Annotated in this window: 11 protein-coding genes; 2 read left to right on the top strand and 9 right to left on the bottom strand. The window is 72.0% G+C overall.

The annotated features are described in order from the left end of the window. From AB4112_RS09215 to AB4112_RS09185, 7 genes are all read right to left on the bottom strand, one after another. The coding region (locus AB4112_RS09215; protein WP_441718806.1) for a condensation domain-containing protein at nt 1-1,781 on the bottom strand (1,781 nt) is incomplete at its 3' end. 36 nt (nt 1,782-1,817) lie between these two features. After that, nucleotides 1,818-5,036: a non-ribosomal peptide synthetase gene (locus tag AB4112_RS09210; RefSeq protein ID WP_441718803.1), complete on the bottom strand. Its 3,219-nt coding sequence runs from the start codon at nt 5,034-5,036 to the stop codon at nt 1,818-1,820. Beyond that, entirely contained in the window at nt 5,033-9,577 is a 4,545-nt protein-coding gene (locus tag AB4112_RS09205) for a condensation domain-containing protein (protein ID WP_441718800.1), read from the bottom strand. The genes AB4112_RS09210 and AB4112_RS09205 overlap by 4 nt, the downstream gene beginning before the upstream one ends. A gap of 8 nt (nt 9,578-9,585) precedes the next feature. Continuing rightward, nucleotides 9,586-11,271 (bottom strand): cyclic peptide export ABC transporter, encoded by a 1,686-nt coding sequence (locus AB4112_RS09200; protein WP_441718797.1) that lies wholly within the window; start codon nt 11,269-11,271, stop codon nt 9,586-9,588. Nucleotides 11,272-11,346: 75 nt separating this feature from the next. Next, complete coding sequence (locus tag AB4112_RS09195) at nt 11,347-12,330, bottom strand: TauD/TfdA family dioxygenase (protein ID WP_441718794.1); 984 nt, start codon at nt 12,328-12,330, stop codon at nt 11,347-11,349. 4 nt (nt 12,331-12,334) lie between these two features. Further along, complete coding sequence (locus AB4112_RS09190; protein ID WP_441718792.1) at nt 12,335-13,114, bottom strand: thioesterase II family protein; 780 nt, start codon at nt 13,112-13,114, stop codon at nt 12,335-12,337. Nucleotides 13,115-13,118: 4 nt separating this feature from the next. Further along, entirely contained in the window at nt 13,119-13,370 is a 252-nt protein-coding gene (locus AB4112_RS09185) for an MbtH family protein (protein WP_309791730.1), read from the bottom strand. 389 nt (nt 13,371-13,759) lie between these two features. Here AB4112_RS09185 and AB4112_RS09180 point away from each other — a divergent pair, with 389 nt between their 5' ends. Next, nucleotides 13,760-14,833 carry a GNAT family N-acetyltransferase gene (locus AB4112_RS09180; protein WP_441718789.1) on the top strand — a complete coding sequence of 358 codons (1,074 nt, stop codon included), beginning with the start codon at nt 13,760-13,762 and terminating at the stop codon, nt 14,831-14,833. Between the two features lie 19 nt (nt 14,834-14,852). After that, complete coding sequence (locus tag AB4112_RS09175; protein ID WP_441718786.1) at nt 14,853-16,202, top strand: lysine N(6)-hydroxylase/L-ornithine N(5)-oxygenase family protein; 1,350 nt, start codon at nt 14,853-14,855, stop codon at nt 16,200-16,202. 13 nt (nt 16,203-16,215) lie between these two features. Here the strand turns inward: AB4112_RS09175 and AB4112_RS09170 are convergent, their stop codons facing one another. Both AB4112_RS09170 and msrA read right to left on the bottom strand, forming a co-directional pair. Continuing rightward, the gene (locus tag AB4112_RS09170; RefSeq protein WP_441718783.1) at nt 16,216-17,481 is read right to left on the bottom strand and encodes a DUF2325 domain-containing protein; all 1,266 of its coding nucleotides are present in this window, start codon (nt 17,479-17,481) and stop codon (nt 16,216-16,218) included. Between the two features lie 258 nt (nt 17,482-17,739). Next, the gene (msrA, locus tag AB4112_RS09165) at nt 17,740-18,483 is read right to left on the bottom strand and encodes a peptide-methionine (S)-S-oxide reductase MsrA (protein ID WP_441718782.1); all 744 of its coding nucleotides are present in this window, start codon (nt 18,481-18,483) and stop codon (nt 17,740-17,742) included. Between the last annotated feature and the right edge of the window lie 12 nt (nt 18,484-18,495).

Raw genomic sequence — 18,495 nt, 5'->3', positions numbered from 1 at the left:
TCCGATGCCAGAGGCACATAGGCCCCGCCCGCCTTCAAGACCGCGAGCAGCGACACCAGCATCTCCGGCGACCGCTCCAGCAGCACACCCACCAGCACATCCGGCCCTACACCCGACCGCACCAGGCGATGAGCCAGATGGTTCGCCCGCCGCTCCAGTTCGCCCCGGCTCACCTCGCGGTCGCCGAACACCACCGACACCCGATCCGGATCCGACGACGCATGCCCCGCGATCCAGTCCTGGACGAAGCCGGTGCCCCGCGACGGCCAGGGCGACGCCGCCCAGGCCTCCAGCCGCACCAGATCGACCTCGGCCAGCATCGTCAGCGACTCGATCGGCGCGTCCGGCTGCGCCGTCATCTGCTGCAGCAGGATGGTGAGATGCGCGCCCCAGCGTTCGGCCGTCGCCCGGTCGAACAGCCCGGCATCGTATTCCAGCTGGCAGTCGATGCCGCGTTCATCGGCGACCACATCCAGCGACAGGTCGAACTGGGCGCTGCCGGTGTCGACATCGATCGGCCCGGCGGTCACGCCCTCCAGCACCAGCGGCGTCGCATCGCGGCTGGTGCGGAAGTTGAACAGCGACTGGAACAGCGGCGTGTGCCGCAGGTCGCGGGCGATGCCCAGCCCTTCCAGCAGCAGCTCGAACGGGAAATCGGCATGGTCGAGCGCGGTCAGCGCCTCGGCCCGCAGGCGGCGGCACAGCGCCCGGACGCTGACGCCGGGATCGAGACGGGCGCGGTAGACCTGGGTGTTGACGAAGAAACCGATCAGGTCCTGGACCTCGCCGCGATTGCGCGCGGCGTTGGGCACGCCGACGGCGAAATCCACCTGCCCGGCGAGGCGGCCGAGCAGGATCTGCCACGCCGCCAGCAGCACCACGAAGGGGGTGCAGCCCTCCTCCTTGCACAGCGCCTGCACCGACCGGGCCAGGGCCTGCGGCAGCACGAAGTCGACGCGGCCCCCGGGCCGGTTGCCTTCGGCGTCGCGCGGCCGGTCGGTCGGCAGCGCCAGCACCGGCACCTCGTCGCCGAGATAGGTCCGCCAATGCGCCAGCGCCTGGTCGCGGCGGTCGCCGGCGAAACGGTCGCGCTGCCACAGGGCGTAGTCGGCATAGTCCAGCGCCAAAGGCGGCAGCGGCCGGCCACGGCGGTCAGGGGCGCGCAGCGCGTCGCCATAGGCCTGGGCCAGGTCGCGCACCAGCAGGGCGGTCGACCAGGCGTCGATGACGATGTGGTGCATCACCAGCAGCAGCACCCATTCGCCGGTGCCGTCCCGCAGCTCGCCGCGCTGGGCCAGGGCGGCGCGCAGCAGCGGCGGCTGCGCTAGGTCGAACGGGCGTCGCAGCCGCGCCGTCAGCCAGGCCGACAGCGCCTCCTGGGCGCCGACCGCATCGGATGCCGGCAGCACCGCGCGTTCGAGTGCGAAATCGATCCCCGGCAGGACCACCTGCCGCGGTTCGCCGTCGCCGGCGCTGAACCGGGTGCGCAGCACGGCATGGCGTTCGATCACCCGGCGGAACGCGGCCTCCAGCGCCGGCACATCGAGCCGCCCGCGCAGCCGCACCGCCCGCACCGAATTATAGGCCGGGCTGTCGGGATCGTAATGCTGCAGGAACCACAGCCGCTGCTGCGAGAAGGACAGGGGCGCATCCGTCCCGGCCGGGCGCGCGACGATCGCATCCGGGTCGGCAATGCCGTCGTCGAGCAGCAGCGCGAGCAGCGCGTCGTTGTCGATATCGTTCATGGTCCAGTCCAGCTCGGTGCCGCTTTCAGGGGGCACGGCGCCGCTGCCCGGTGCAGCGGCGCCGTGACGACGTCAGGGTGCCTTGGCCTGTGCCTGGCGCGCCTTCGCCAGCAGCGCCGCCCGCTCCTCCTCGCTCATGGCGTCGAGGCTGAGGCGCAGGCCGGCGATCTGCTCGATCCGTCCCGGCGCCGCATGGCCGCGCAGCGCCTGCGCCAGCGCCGCGATGCTGGGGTGGTCGAAGACGATGCCGGGCGGCACCTCGACCTGGAACAGCTTGCGGATGCGGGCGACCAGCTTGATCACCTGCAGCGAGTTCCCGCCCATCTCGAAGAAGTCGTCGGTGACGCCGATGGCGTCGGCCGGCCGCTCCAGCAGCTCCGCCGTCACCTGGCACAGCAGGGTCTCGACCGGGTCGCGCGGCGCCACCTTGGCGCCGGCGCCGGCCAGGGTCGCCGGGTCGGGCAGGCCGCGGCGGTCGATCTTGCCGTTGGTCAGGCGCGGCATGCGGTCGAGCGCGAAGAGCTGCGCCGGCACCATCGCGTCGGGCAGGCGCGCGGCCAGGGCCGGGCGCAGCGCCGCCATCCGGGTGGCGGTGTCGGCTTCGGCGGGGTCCAGGGTGACATAGGCGACAAGCCGCACTTCCCCGCTTTCCGACCGGTGCACGATGACCGCCGCCTGCTGCACCCCGTCGAGGTCCTTGAGCGCGGCTTCGACCTCGCCCGGTTCGACCCGATAGCCGCGGATCTTGGCCTGGTGGTCGGCGCGGCCGATCAGCTGCAGCCCGCCCTCGGGCAGGATGCGGGCCAGGTCGCCGCTGCGGTACAGGCGCCGGCCGTCGCGGATGACGAAGGCGCCGTCCGGGTCGCCATGGAGGTAGCCGCGCGCGAGCTGGGCGCCGCCGATGTGGAGTTCGCCCACCGCGCCGGCCGGCACGGGCTGCCCGGCGGCATCGAGCACCCGGATCTCGCTGCCGTCGAGGACGCGGCTGAGCGGCAGGGCCTCGCCGGCCCAGGCCGGCGCCGCCGGATCATGCGCGTGCACCAGCACGCCGACCGTGGTCTCGGTCGGGCCGTAATGGTTGAACACCCGGCATTGCGGCGCGATGGCGAGCACCCGGTCGACCAGGGCCTTCGGCGTCGCCTCGCCGCCCAGCACCAGCGTGCCCGGCAGCGCCGGGGACGGCGTGTCGAGCAGCGCCGCCAGATGCGACGGCACCAGCTTGGCGCAGTCGATCGCGTGGCGCCGCAGGAAGCCGGCGAAGGCGGCGCCGTCGGCCATTTCGGCGTCGTCGGCCACCACCAGGCAGGCGCCGTGGCGCAGCGCGCCGAACAGCACGGTGTTGCCGAGATCGGCGGCGACGGTCGAGGTCAGGGCAAGGCGGCGGCAGGCGGCGAGGCCGAGGGCATCGCTGACCGCCTCGACATAGGCCCGCAGCTGGCCCTGTTCGATCACCACGCCCTTGGGGGTGCCGGTCGAGCCGGAGGTGAACAGCACATAGGCCGCGCGGCCGGGATCGTCCTCGGCGAGGTCCGGCAAGGCCGCGGCGTCGGTCACGGCCATCGCCGCGGCCAGGCTGTGGACCGGGACGGTTTCGGACGAGACCGGATCCGGCCCTTCGGCCAGCACCAGCACCGGCCCGGCCTGGTCGAGCAGCTGGCGCCGCCGGGCCTGCGGCCATTGCGGGTCGAGCGGCAGATAGGCGCCGCCGGCCCGCCAGACGGCGAGCAGCGCCACCACCATGCCGGCCGACCGCGCCATGTCGAGCGCCACCACCGCGTCGCGGCCGACGCCCTGGCCGGCGAGCCACGCGGCCAGCCGATCCACCCGGGCGTTCAGGGTCGCGTAGTCCAGCACGGCGTCGCCGCCGGCCAGGGCCGGCGCCGTCGGCGTCTCGCGGCCCCAGCGGGCGATCAGCGCCGGCAGGGACGGGCCGGGACCGGCCGCCCGGGTGGTGCCGTCGAAGGCCAGCAGCCGCGACCGCTCCGCCGCGCCGATCGGCGACAGCGCGCCGACCGGCGTCGCCAGCTGGTCCGGCAGGTCGGCCAGAAGGGTCAGATACTGCTCCAGCAGCGTGGCGGCCGCGGCGTCGGCGTAGCGGCCGGCATCATGATGCAGGGCGACGGTGCGGAGCGTTCCGTCATCGGCCAGCCGGGCTTCGAGCGCCAGCTCGAAGGCCTGCGGCCCCGGCAGCGAGGCCAGGCGCCAGGCGCCGTCGTCGAGCCGCGCCGGCGCCCAGGCGGACGCCCGGGCCGAGACCCGGAAGCCGGCGGCTAGATGATCGTCGCGCCCCGGTGCATCGACCGCCCAATGCTCCTGCCAGCCAAGATGCAGGTCGAGCACCGGCCCGAGCCGGTCCAGCAGGGCGCCAAGGGTTTCGGCCGGGTCGATCGCCAGGCGCAGCGGCAGCACCTTGTCGAACGCGCCGATGGTGTCGGCGAAGGCGCCGTAGCTGCGGCGGCAATCCTGCTGCCAGCCGACCGCCATCTCGGGCCGGCCGGCGATCCGGGCCAGCAACGCCCACCAGGCGGCCTGCAGCAGGGTGTCGAGCGCGACGCCGCGGGCGGCGGCCAGATCCGCCAGGCGTGCTGCGACGGCGGCGTCGACCGGGGCTTCGCGGCTGGTGCGCGCCGCCGGGCCGGCCTCGCGGCGGCGATAGGGCAGATGCAGCGGCAGCGATGCCGCGGCGCCGAGATGGTCCTGCCAGTAGCGGCGGCCCTCGGCGGCATCCTCATCGGCCGCCATCTCGGCCCGCCAGTCGACATACTGGGCGTAGGCGACGGCGTCCTCATTCGCCGGAACGGCCGCGCCGGCGTGGTCGTCGTGCAGCGCCCGGAACAGCAGGTCCAGCGCGCCACGGTCCGCCACCAGCGGCGAGGCCAGCAATGCCAGCCGCCACTCGGCATCGCCGAGCCGGTACAGCGCCGCGCGCAGGGTCTGGCCGATAGCCAGGTCGAAGCCGGCCGCGCGCTGCACTGCCAGATCCTGTGCCAGCGCCGCCGCGGCGTCGGCCCGGCCGCGCAGGTCGAGCACAGCCCAGCCTGGTACGGCCGGCGCGTCGAGCGGCTGTGCCCGCAGGCCGCGATAGCCGGGGACCGCGACGAAGGCGGTGCGCAGGATCTCGTGGCGCCCGGCGACCCGCAGCAGGGCCGCGCGCAACCGCGCCTCGTCAAGGCCACCGGTGATGTCGATGGTCAACAGCAGCGCGTCGTCCGGATGCTCGGCGGCGGCGCGCTGCTCGGGGCCGAGCGGCCAGATTTCGGCAGCCGCGGCCGAGAGGGCGAGATCGGTCATCGCGTCCCCCCCGGCGCCGAAGCGCCGTCGAGGCTGCTGCGGTCGACCATGTCGCCCATCGCCACGACGATGCGGCGCGGCCCTTCGAACGGGTCGCGGGCATGGGCGGCCAGCATGTTGTCGAGCATCACCACGTCGCCCTTGCGCCAGTCGAAGCGCACGGCGCAGGCCTCGTAGAGCTCACCGATCAGGTCCATCACGGCATCCTCGATCGGGCTGCCGTCGCCGTAGAACACCTGGCGCGGCATGCGGTCCGGCCCGACCATGCCGAGCAGGTCGTCGCGCACATCGGCGTCGAGGCAGCGGGTGTGATGCAGCTGCACCTGGTTGAAGAAGGAGCGCTCGCCGGTCAGCGGGTGGGTGATCACCGCCGGGCAGCGGGTGCGGGTCTGCAGCTCGTCCTCGCCGATCCAGGTGAAATCGACCCCGGCCTCGCGGCAACGGGCCTCGACCTCGGCACGGCTGTCGGTGCGGAAGAAGTCGCGCCAGTTCACGTCCAGCTTGTCGGTGAAGGTGCGGACATACATTAGGCCGAGGCGGTCGAAGCGCTCCGCCAGCTCGGCCGGCAGTCGGCGGACCATCTCGCGGCAGTCGACGATCGGGGTGGCGCCGCCGACCGGCGAGGGCTGCTCGCAGAAGAACCATTGCATCCGCGGCCAGCGCGGCAGATGCGAGCTCTCATTGTGGAACAGGATCATCTTCCGCTCGGGATACGGGGTGGAGCGGTAGGTGTTGCGGCCGCCTTCCTTCTTCGGCAGGTCGCCATAGCCGCCGTAGAGCCCGGGCTGCAGCGCCTCGGCGAAGGCCTCGAAATCCTGCGGCGTCGCCAGGCCGAGGCCGCGGAACAGCAGGCCGGCGTGGCGCCGCAGCAGCGTCTCGACGGTGTCGCGATGCGCCGCGGCCCAGGCCACGGCGTCGAGGTCGGCGCTGGCCGGCTCGATCACCAGCGGGAAGATCGCCCCCGGCGTCAGCGACGAGGTCCGCACCAGCTCCCGGGCCGGGGCTGCCGCCGGCCGGGCGGAGGGCGTGGCGAACTTCTTCAGCTTGTCGAGCTTGGCGCCCATGCGCGCCTGGCCGGATGGCACCTGACCCGATGGCGTCGGGGACGACGGCGCAGAAGACGACATCGCTTGATCCTCCAGTGAGGGAAGGGAGAAGCCGCTCAGCGAGCGGTCGGGGGTGTCGGCGACCTGTTCCAGCAGGCCGGTCCAGGCGGCGACCAGCCGCTCGATCCGCGCCCGGCCGAACAGGGCGCTGGCGAAGACCCATTCCCCGTCCAGCCCTTGCGCGGCGCGCGGGCCGAGCGGGTCGAGGAACAGCGCCATGTCGAATTTCGAGCTGTGGGCCTGGGCCGGCCGCAGCTCCGCCACCAGCCCGTCGACGCCGAAGCGGCCGCGCGGCGCGCTCTGCAGCACGAACAGCGCCTGCACCAGCGGGTTGCGGCTGCGGTCGCGCGGCGTGCCCGCCGCCTCGACGATCTGGTCGAAGGGCAGCAGCGGGTGTTCGAAGGCCTGCAGCGTCTCGTCGCGCACCTGCGCCAGCAGGGCGTCGAAGGCCTGCTCCGCCGACGGCCGGGCGCGCAGCGGCAGGACGTTGACGAAGAAGCCGATCAGCCCGTCCAGCTCGCGCCGCGGCCGGCCGGCGACATCGGTGCCGATGATCAGGTCGGTGGCGCCGGTCACCCGGTGCAGCAGCGTCTCGAACGCCGCCAGCAGCACCATGAACAGGGTCGCGCCCTGCGCGTGGCCGAGAGCCTCCAGCCGCGCGACCAGCGGTCCGGGCAGGCTGAAGCGCACGCTGTCCCCGGCCGCGGAAGCGATCGCCGGGCGCGGGTCGTCGGTCGGCAGGTCCAGGCTGCGCGGGGCGCCGGCCAGATGGTCGCGCCAGAAGGCCTTCTGGCCCTCCAGCACCTCGCCCTGCAGCAGCTGCCGCTGCCATTGCGCGTAGTCGAGATACTGCACCGGCAGCGGCGCCAGCGCCGACGGCCCGTGCTCCAGCGCGGCGCGGTACAGCGCGCCGAGATCGTCGATCAGCACGCCGATCGACCAGCCGTCGCCGACCAGGTGATGCAGCCCGACCAGCAGGCCGTGCTCGGTCGCCCCGAGCCGCAGCAGGGTGGTGCGCAGCAGCGGCGCCCGTGCCAGGTCGAACGGCCGCCGTGCCTCCTCCGCCTCGATCTCGGCCAGCCGCGCCTCGCGCCGCGCCGGGTCGAGCGCCGACAGGTCGATCTCGGGCAGCGCCAGCGTGGCGTCGGCGGCGACCCGCGCCACCGACATGCCGTCGGCGCCGTCGGGATAGGCGGTGCGCAGGATCTCGTGCCGCGCCAGCAGGCCGGCCAGCGCCCGCTCCAGCGCCGGGCGGGACAGCGGGCCGGTCAGCCGCAGCTGGCCGGTGAGGTTGTAGGCGCTGCGCGCCCCCTCCCCGGCCAGGCGTTCGGCCAGCCACAGCCGCTGCTGCGCCAGCGACAGCGGCATCTCGGCGCGGCGCGGCTGCACGGCGATGGCCGGAAGTCCTGCCCCCGGCGCCTGGCGCGGGGCGATATCGAGCCTGGCGGCCAGATCGGCGAGGCTCTGCGGGGCGAAGATCTCGCGCAGCGGCAGGTCCACGCCGAACTCCGTCCGGATGCGGTCGACAGCCTGCAAGGCGAGCAGCGAATGGCCGCCCAGCGCCAGGAACTGGTCGTCGCGCCCGACCGGATCGGCATCCAGCAGCTCGGCCCAGATCGCGGCGAGCCGGCGCTCGGTCTCGCTCTGCGGCGGCTGGTGGTCGCGGGCGGTGGCCGCCGGGCGGCGATAGAGGTGGTAGGCCTGCAGCTCGCCCGAGGCCAGGCGCTGCCGGCAGGCGGAGCGCTGCAGCTTGCCGCTGGTGGTCTTGGGCAGCGTGCCGGGATCGAGCAGGGCGACCAGGCTGACCGGCTCCTGCTGGGTTTCGGCGATCACGCGGTCGATGGCCTCGACCAGCGCCTCGGGCGCCGTCTTGCGCTGCTCGCCGCGACCGATCTCGACCGCGACGCCGATGCTCTCGCGGCCTTCGTGCTCGACCGCGAAGGCGGAGACCCGACCCTTGCGGATCTGCGTCACGCCAGCCTCGACCGCCTTCTCGATGTCCTGGGGGTAACGGTTCTGGCCGCGGATGATGATCACATCCTTGCGGCGGCCGGTGATGAACAGCTCGCCATCGTGCAGGAAGGCCAGGTCGCCGCTGCGCAGCCAGGTGCCGCCGTCATGGTCGAGGAAGGCCTCGCGGGTGGCCGGCGCATTGCGCCAGTAGCCGCGGGTGACGCTGTTGCCGGCCACCCAGACTTCGCCGACCGCATCCTCGCCGAGCGTCGCGAAGCTCTCGGGATTCACGATGCGCAGCTGCGGCGGGCGGATCGGCCGGCCGCTGCTGACCAGTTCGATGCCGGTCTCGCTCGGCACCACGCGATGCGCCGCCAGGGCCTCGGCATCGACACGCAGCGTGACATAGGGCTCCGGCCGCGGGCTGCACGACATGGTCAGCGTGGCCTCGGCCAGGCCGTAGCTGGGAATCAGCGCCTCGCGGCGGAAGCCGGCCGGGGCGAAGCGGGCGGCGAAGTCCGCCATGGTGTCCGCCCGCACCGGTTCGGACCCGCAGAAGGCGACCTGCCAGGAGCTCAGATCGAGCCCCGCCAGGGTCCTGTCGCTGATCCGTTCGCAGCACAGGCGGTAGGCGAAGTCGGGGCCGCCGCTGATGGTGCCGCCATGACGCTGGATCGCCTCCAGCCACCGGGCGGGCCGGGCCAGGAAATGCTGCGGCGCCATCATCACCAGGGGGATGCCGGCGAAGAACGGCAGGATCAGCCCGGCGATCAGCCCCATGTCGTGATACAGCGGCAGCCAGGTGACGAAGATGTCGTCGGCCGTCACGCCGCAGCCATGGATCATCATCTGCTGGTTGTCGAGCAGGTTGGCGTGGGTGACCTCGATGCCCTTGGGATTGGCGGTCGAACCCGAGGTGTATTGCAGGAAGGCGATGTCGCCGCCCTTCGCCGGATGCGGCCGCCAGGCTTCGGCCAGGTCCGACGACAGGGTGTCGACGGCGATCACGGCGACGCCGTCATGGGCCGCCGCCAGGGCCTCGACCGAAGCACGATGGGCGCGGTTGGTGAGCAGATGGTGGGCGCCGGCATCGGCGACCATGCCCTGCAGCCGCTCGACATGGTGCAGGCTCATCGATTCCGGCGGATAGGCCGGCACGGCGATGATCCCGGCATAGAGGCAGCCGAAGAACGAGGCGATGTAGTCCGGCCCGCTGGTCAGCAGGATCAGCGCCCGGTCGCCCGGCGCCGCCACGGTCTGCAGATGGGCCGCGATCGCCCGGGCCCGGAGATCCAGGGTCCGGTAGTCGAGGGTGTCGCTGACCGTCTCGCCGTCGGCCAGGAACCGCACCGCCACGGTGTCGGTGTCCTCGGCCGCACGGCGGCGCAGGACCTCGACCAGCGTCTCGGCGTCGGCATAGTCCAGGGCCAGCCGGCGGGCGGCATCGCGGCGCGGGCGGATATCGAAGGCAGCGTCGCTCACGTCGAACCTCATGACACCGGCGAGAGGGAGAGATCGCGGCCGGCGGCGACGCGGAGCGCCGGCGGCTCGACCGGGTCGGGCACGCTGCGCTCGACGATCTGGCCGCGGTCGAGCTTGATCAGCTGGTCGGCGAGCGGGAAGTAGCGGTCGTCATGGGTGATCACGAGCAGCGTCTTCCGCTGCGCCTTCAGGTCGCCCAGGATGTCGCGGTAGAACACGTCCTTGAACACCGGGTCCTGGTCGGCCGCCCATTCGTCGAACACCATCACCGGCCGGTCCTCGAGGCAGGCCGCCACCAGCGCCAGGCGCTTGCGCTGGCCCTGCGACAGGTCGCGGGTCGAGAAGGCGCCGTCCTTGACCGTGACCTTGTGGTCGAGATGCAGCTTGCGCAGCCAGTCGTTGGCACGGGCGTCGAGCGACCCGTCGGCGGTCTCGAGCAGCGTCTCGAACAGGTGGAAGTCGGAGAACACGGCCGCGAACATCTGGCGGTAGGCGCCGCGTCCCGGCTCGGCCAGCGCCTCGCCGTCGACCCGGATGGTGCCGGCCTCGGCGGCGTAGAGGCCGGTGATCAGCTTCGCCAGCGTGGTCTTGCCGCAGCCATTGCCGCCGACCAGGAAGGTGGCCTCGCCCGGCCGCAGCGTCAGGTCGATCGGGCCGAGGGTGAACACCTCGTCGTCGCGCTCGTGATAGTAGCCATGGGTGACGCCCTGCAGCGCCAGCGTCACTTCCGATCGGGCCGGCACCGGCGCGGCCGGCAGGCCGTCGCCCTCCGGCGCCAGCTCGGCCAAGGTGCGGTTGATGCGGCCGAGGGCGACGCGGGCCATGTTGAGATGGGGGATGTTGGCCAGAACCCCCTCCAACGGCCCCATGACGTAGAGAAAGGCGATGACGTAGCCGGTGACCACGCCGGCATGCTCCGGCACCACCCAGATCCGGGAAAACAGCGCCACGCCGATCACCGCCATGAACAGGAACCGCCCCCAGCCATCGGCGATCGCCAGCAGCGCCATGCCGCGGCTGCGGTTGCGGGCGACAGCATCGACCGCCCCGGCCAGCACGACATCGAGGAAGCGGCGCGCCTTGCCGCTGTTCAGCTTCAGCTCCTTGGTGCCGCCGACCAGGGCCTCGAACTGCCCGAACAGCTGGTCCTGGCTGCGCCCGGCCTGGCCGAGATGCCGCAGCACCCGGCGCTGGCTGAGATGATAGCCGGCCGAGCCCAGCACCATGGTGGCCACCGCGATCAGCAGCAGCAGCGGCGACAGGGTGGCGAGATAGATCAGGGCGCCAAGGATGACCACCGAGTTGGTCACCAGGATCGGCAGGCCGAAGCAGAAGGTGGCGACGTTGGTGGCGTCGTCGGTCAGCATCGACTGGATGCGCGCCCGGCCGACCTTCTCCAGCCGCCGGGTCGGCGCCGCAACCACCGCCCGGGCGATGACCTGGCGCAGCGCCCCCAGCGCGCGCTGGCCGAGATGGGCGAACAGGGCGCGCGAGCCGACCTGCGCCAGCATCGCCACCAGGGCGGCGGCGACGAAGGGCACCAGCCATTGCGGCAGCGTCTCCGCCGACGCATAGAGCGCGCGGTTGATCAGCAGCACCAGGGCCGCGCCCGCGGCGCCGCAGGCCAGGCTGGCCAGCAGGGCCGCCACGAACAGCGTCCGTGACCCGCGAACCAGCATTCCGAAAAGCGACACGGCCTTCTCCAGCATCGGAGTGTCGGCGCCGGCCCCGCGATCGGGGCCGCGCGCCTCATCTGCGGAACGGGTGCGTCAGCGCAGCCCGTGCGCTTCCGCCATGGCGACGATGACCTTGCGCGGTCCCTTGAACGGCGCCCGCGCGTGGGCGGTGAGCATGTTGTCGAGCATCACCACGTCGCCCGACTGCCAGGGGAAAGTGACCTTGTGGGCCTCGAGCACGCCGCGCACGACCTCGAGCGCCTCGTCCTCGATCGCCGAGCCGTCGCCGTAATAGACGTTGCGCGGCAGGTCCGGCTCGTCGACCAGCTCCAGCAGGGTCGCCCGCACCTCGGGCTCGAGGTTGGAGACGTGGAACAGATGCGCCTGGTTGAACCAGACCATCTCGCCGGTCACCGGATGGGCCATCGCGCCCTGGCAGACCTGGCGGGTGCGCAGCTCGCCGTCTTGCTTCCACTCGCACTCGATGCCGTGCCGGCGGCAATAGGCCTCGACCACGTCGCGGGACTCGGTGTCGAACACCTGCTGCCACGACACGTCGAGGCCGTTGCCGTAGTTGCGGACATACATCAGGCCCTTATCGACGAAGCGGTCGCGCAGCGCCTCGGGCATGTCGCGGTAGATGGCGCGGCTGTCGGCGATCGGGGTCTCGCCGCCCTCCGGCGCCGCCTGCTGGCAGTAGAACCAGATCTTCATCGGCCAGTCGCGGGTGTAGGCCTGCTCGTTGTGCAGCGGGATGTGCTGGTGCGGCGGGTATTCGGTCGAGGTGTAGACGCCCTGGGTCACCTTGCTGCGCGGGGTCGAGCCGAACTCGTAGGTCAGCAGCGGGTGGCCGAAACCGGCGGCGAAGCCTTGGAACGCGTCCGCCCCGTCCAGCCCGAAGCCGCGGAACAGCAGGCCGCCATGGCCGAGCAGGTGGCGGTCGACCACCTCGCGGATCTCCGGCAGCGCCTCGATCAGCGACGGCGCGGCGCCGGGGGTGGCCTCGACCAGCAGCGGCAGGGCGGCGCCGTCGCGCAGCGGGCGGATGGTCAGGGTGCTCGTGTTCACAGCATCCATGGGTTCATGCTCGCAGAAGGGCCCGGCCGGCGGGCGGCGGCGATCCGCCGGCACGGGACGAGGCGGCCGGGCCGCCATGGATCCGCCGGGAGACGCTGGCGTCGACGACGCGCAGCACCTCGGCCTGGCGGGAGTGGATGAAGAAGTGGTCGCCGTCGAACAGGTCGATGGCGAAGTCGGCCGCGGTCTCCCGGCTCCAGGCCTCCAGCGCCGGGCGCGCGACGTCGTCGCGGGTGCCGCCAAGGACATGCACCGGGCAGGGCAGCGCCGGGCGCGGCCGGTGGGCATAGGCGCCGCACATCAGGAAATCGGCGCGCAGCACGGGCAGCACCAGGGCCATCAGCTCGGCATCGGCCAGCGCATCCTCGGGCGTGCCCTGATAGTCCCGCAGATCGGCGATCAGCTCGGCATCGCTGCGCGGGCTTTCCCACCGGCGATCGTCGCGGACCGCCGGCGCCTCGGTGCCCGAGGCGAACAGCACCAGCGGCGCCGGGGCGCCACGGTCCAGCAGGGCATGCGCCAGCTCGAAGGCGAGCAGCGCCCCGAGGCTGTGGCCGAACAGGGCGTAGGGTCCGTCCAGCCCGTCCCGGATCTCGTCGGCTAGCGCTTCGGCCAGGCGGTGCGGGTCGGTGCCCAGCGGCTCGGCCATGCGGGTGCCGCGGCCGGGCAGTTCGACCGGCTGCACCGCCAGCCAGGACGGCAGCAGCCGCCGCCAGCGCGCATAGACCATGGCGCTGGCCCCGGAATAGGGCAGGCAGAACAGCCGGGCCGCCGCGACGCTCATGCCGTCACTGGGCCGCGTCGACGAAGGGGGCCGCTTCGGTCTTGGCGGCCGCGTCGCCATCCATGTGCCGGCGTAGGGTCAGGGGCCGCATGTCGGTCCACACCTGGGCGACATAGGCCAGGCATTCCGCCTTGGTGCCGGTCTTGCCGACGGCGGTCCAGCCTTGCGGGATCTCCTTGTAGTCGGGCCAGATCGAGAATTGCTCCTCGTGATTGACCACGACATGAAACACCGTGTCTTCCCGATCGAAGGCCATCAGGCACCCCCTGCCGATATCGCGTGAGACAAAACCAAGAACGCAGCCATGCACCACCAGTGCAAGCGCACGAACATCCGACCGATGTCTTTCGGAAGGATATCTGTACTCGATGCCGTGACGCTTCCCTGCGATTCTCAAGAAACAGGCGCCCATGACGTTGCGTCTGGACTTGCCGTCTCCTTCAAGCTATGAATGATAATGAGTTGCAGTTGCATAGGGTGTCAAGCGCCTTTTCCGCCGCCTGCCCTTCCCCGGACGCGGGGCCCGGCGGCTTCGGCGAGCTTGACATTGAGAATCAATCGCACAAAGTTGCCGGCCTGACGCACCCGCCGGATTCGATCGGAGCCCCGAGCCGCACGAGGCCGGAGCCGCATGAGGAGATGATGATGGACGCTGGACGCACCCCGTCGGCCGGCACGGCGTTTTCGTCCTTCGCGGCTGGAACCGGGGCGCCCGTCGTCACCCTGCGCCAGGGCGAGGCCCTGACCGTCCGCCAGGGGGATGCCGAGCCGCTGTCGCTGCGCCTGTCCGCGGCGGAAGGCTGGCTGATCCTGACCCGCCGCCCGGCCGGGCCGGCCGATGCGGCGATCCGCAGCCTGTCAGGCGCGATCGAGGCCGCGCTGGGCTGGCATCCCGAGCTGGAGCGGCTGGCGCTCGACCTCGGCGACAGCGCCGAGCTGGCCGACGCGCTGCGCCGCCGCGGCATCGCCGTCGAGACCGCGGCCGCCCCCCTCACCGTCCTGCCCGAGCTGTTCATGCAGCAGGCCGATGTCTGGCTCGGCCGGCCCGACCTGCCCGCCTTTCCCCAGCGCCTGGTGATGACCGACGGCAAGCGCCATCCGCAGCGCCCGCCGAAGCCGCAGGGCACGGTCTATGCCCGGTTCATCCCGTGGCTGGAGCAGACCATCGCCTTCCGCGCCGCGACGGTCGAGGACGACCTGCCCCATCTGCACAAATGGATGAACGACCCACGGGTGGCGGCGTTCTGGAACGAGGATGGCGACCTGGAGAAGCACCGCCGCTACCTCTCGGGGCTGATCGCCGACCCGCACATGCTGCCGCTGATCGCCAGCTTCGACGGCGTGCCCTTCGCCTATTTCGAGCTCTACTGGGCCAAGGAGAACCGGCTGGCGCCGTTCTACGACGTCCAGGATTACGACCGCGGCTGGCACGTCGTGGTCGGCGAGGATTCGTATCGCGGGCGGGCGTTCATCAGCGCCTGGCTGCCGTCGCTGGTGCACTACATGCTGCTGGACGACTGCCGCACCCAGCGCATCGTCGGCGAGCCGGCGGCGGCGCACCACCAGCAGGTCCGCAACCTCGAGAAGTCCGGCTTCGCCAAGATCAAGAATTTCGACTTCCCGCACAAGCGGGCGACGCTGGTGATGCTGCTGCGCGAGCGCTTCTTCGGCGACCGGCTGTGGCTGCCCGCCGCCGCCCCCGCCGAACTCGCCGCCTGACCCACGCCCGGTGCACGCCATGACGATCCAGGACGCCCTCTACGACGTCATCGGCGTCGGCTTCGGCCCGTCCAACCTCGCCCTCGCCATCGCGCTGGACGACGCCGTGCGGCGGCGCGGGGCGATCTGCGCCCATCACTTCATCGAGAAGCAGCCCGGCTTCACCTGGCACGGCGGCATGTTGCTGCCGGACAGCGACATGCAGATCTCCTTCATCAAGGACCTGGTGTCGCTGCGCGACCCCACCAGCCCGCTGACCTTCATCAACTACCTCCACGAGAAGGGCCGGCTGGAGGCCTTCATCAATCAGAAGACCTTCTTCCCCAGCCGGGTCGAGTTCAACGACTACCTCGGCTGGGTGGCGGCGCGGTTCGAGGACCGCTGCTCCTACGGCGAGGAGGTGGTGGCGATCGAGCCGGAGACGGCGCAGGGCACGGTCACCTGCCTGCGGGTGCGGTCGCGCACCGGCCCGGGCGGCGAAACCGTGCGCCGGGCCCACAACCTGGTGGTGGCCACCGGCGGCAGCCCGCGCATCCCGGCGGTGTTCGCCCGGCTCGGCGGCGATGCCAGGGTGTTCCACTCCGCCCGCTACCTCGACCGCATCGGCGAACTGGGGCTGGAGCGGCAACCGGCCGGCCGGGTCGCGGTGATCGGCGGCGGCCAGAGCGCGGCGGAGATCACGCTGGACCTGCACAACCGCTTCCCCGAGCTCAACGTCGACCTGATCTTCCGCGGCCATGCGCTGAAGCCGGCCGACGACACCCCCTTCGTCAACGAGATCTTCAACCCCGACTTCACCGACTACGTCTTCGGCCAGACCGCGGCGCGGCGCGACGCCATCATCCGCGAGTTCCGCAACACCAACTACGCCGTGGTCGATGCCGACCTGATCGAGAAGATCTACGCCATCCTGTACCAGCAGAAGGTGCGCCGCTGCACCCGGCTCGCCCTGTTCGGGCGCAGCGAGGTCACCCATGCGGCGGTCGGCGCCGACGGGCTGGAGCTGGTGGTGGTCGACGGCATCGCCGGCACCGCCGGGCCGCGCCGTTACGACGCGGTGGTGCTGGCCACCGGCTATGATCGCGAAACCGGGCACCGGCTGCTCTCGGCGCTCGCCCCCTATGTCGAGGACTTCGCCGTGGACCGCGACTACCGGCTGCGGACCCGGCCGGACTTCCGGCCGCAGATCCACCTTCAGGGCACCTCGGAAACCTCGCACGGCTTAAGCGACACCCTGCTCTCGGTGCTCGCGGTCCGCTCGCAGGAGATCGCCGACTCGCTGCTCGCGGCCAAGGGCCGGCGCGGCGCCCCGCCGGATCGCCGCGACATCGGCCCGCCGCCGCGGCGCTTCGCCGTGAACGACGACTAACGAGTGATCCGGGTCACGGCGTCGCCAGGGCGCCGTCCAGCCGGCCGATCGCCGCGACGAAGCTGGCCAGGCTGGCGCTGCGCAGCGGCAGGAAGGGCTTGTCGGTCTCGCGGCACAGGCGCTTGACCTGGCCGGCGGCGTGGTGGCTGACGCAGTCGACCGGGAAGAACGCGATGTCCGACTGGCTGACCAGGCCGGGCAGCAGCGCGACATTGTCCTCGATGCCGCCGTCATGGCTCAGCAGCTCGCCGCCGAAGCGCCGGGCCAGCGCCCGCAGCTGTTCGACCTGCTTGGGCCGGCCGCCGACATAGAGCAGCCGCCGCCCCTGCAGGTCGGGGGCACCCTCGGCGGTCTCCGAAGCGTCCTCGTCCGGCCCGGCCAGCGCCGCCTCCAGCGAGGCGAGCTCGCTGCCCAGGGCCGCCACATCCTCCTTCAGCCGCAGCATCTTGTCGTCCTGGCGGGCGATGACCTGTTCCTGCGCGGCCAGCCGCTCCGCCAGCACGGCCGATCGCGCCTGCTCGTCGGCCAGCCGCCGCTTCAGCACCGGCGCGGGGTCCTCACCGTCCCCGACCTGGAGCGGTCGGGCCGCAGCGTTGTGCCGCGCGTGCTCCAGCTGCTCGACCCGGCGGGCCAGCGCCTCGCGCTCCGCCGCCATCTGCTGCAGCCGCGCCTCCTGCCGGGCGATCTTCTCGTCGCGCCCGCCCAGCTCCTGCTCCAGATGCCGCAGCCGGGCGATGTCGGCGCGGTTGGACATGCCGACGAGGTGCGACAGCATGTGGACCTCGCCGAACACCTCCTGCACCAGCCCCTGGTCGGTGGCGGGATGGGTCAGAACCGCCCAATAGGCGCCGGGGATGTCGCCGCGCTCCAGCGCCTCGCGCCACAGGGCCCGCACCTCCGCCGTCGTCCTGGCCTTGGCGAAGCGCTTGACCGGCCCCTCGTGGCGCTTGTCCAGCAGCTTGTTCAGAAGTTTGCCGGCCACGTCCTTCTGCCCCGCCGCCCGCACCGCGCGGCCATGCAGCGTGTGGTCGGACGCCGTGCGCGCATCCGGGTCGTTCAGCTTGGCGAAGAGCTGGCGCAGCTCGGCCGTGGTCAGGCAGGTGCCGACCACCGAGCAATGCAGGTTCGGCGACAGGTCCCAGACCCGGTCGCGCCGGGCCGGCAGGCCGGCAAGCTCGCTCGAGCGGCTGCGCGCAGCCAGAGCCGGTACCGGGAACGGCAGCGGCGCCGGGCCATTCCGGAGCAAGGGCAGGTGCAGGTGGGCCGACGGGGTTGGCACGTCCGATCTCCATTCGATATATTCAATCGAATATAGCGATGGTGGCAGATCGCGGCCCGCCGGGCAACGGCCTGTTCGCCGCAGCCACCGGTGTTCCCTACGACCGCATTCCGGGCGATGCCGGGCAATGACACTGAAAAAACGAACTCGGGGACGTAGGTTGGGTTCGCGCTTGCGAACCCAACCTAGTGCCGCCTGGGCCGAATGTCGGGTTCGCAAGCGCGAACCCGACCTACGCCTCCCCCTAGCGCCCGACGTTCAGTTCGTCGGCTGAGACGCCACCAGCACCGGGTCGGGGCGGTAGACGGCGGGCAGCAGGCGCTGCAGGTCGTCGATCTTCGGCAGGTCGTTGAAGACGATGTAGGGGTAGGTCGGGTTCCGGGTCAGGAAGTCCTGGTGGTAGCTCTCGGCCGGGTAGAAGGCCCGGCCCGGCTCGATCTTGGTCACGATCGCCGCGTCGAACACCTTCGCTTGGTTCAGCTGGGCGATATAGGCCTTGGCGATCCGCGCCTGGTCCGCATCCAGCGGGAAGATCGCCGAGCGGTACTGGGTGCCGCTGTCCGGGCCCTGGCGGTTCAGCTGGGTCGGGTCATGCGCGACCGAGAAGTAGATCTGCAGGATGCGGCCGTAGCTGATCTGGCGCGGGTCGTAGGTGATCTTCACCGATTCCGCATGGCCGGTGTCGCCGCCGCTGACGGTCTCGTACTGCGCCGTGCCGGCTTCGCCGCCGGCATAGCCCGACACGGCGTTGGTGACGCCCTTGACGTGCTGGAACACGCCCTGCACGCCCCAGAAGCAGCCGCCGGCCAGCACCGCGGTCTCGGTCGCCGTGCCCGGCGCCGCGGCCTCGTCGACCGCCGGCGCCGGCACCGCCCGCGCCTCCTCGGCCGAGGAGCGGTCGATCGACAGGCCGGCCGCCAGCGCCAGCAGGGCGATGGCCCCGGCCAGCGCCGGCAGGCGGCGCCAGGCCGCGGATCGGGTCTTGTGGGGAGTCCGGATCATGGTTCAGCTCCG

The organism is Inquilinus sp. 2KB_23 (genome assembly GCF_052115705.1).
In the GTDB taxonomy this organism is placed as follows: Bacteria; Pseudomonadota; Alphaproteobacteria; order DSM-16000; family Inquilinaceae; genus Inquilinus; species Inquilinus ginsengisoli_A.
This window is presented reverse-complemented; position numbering and strand designations above follow the sequence as displayed.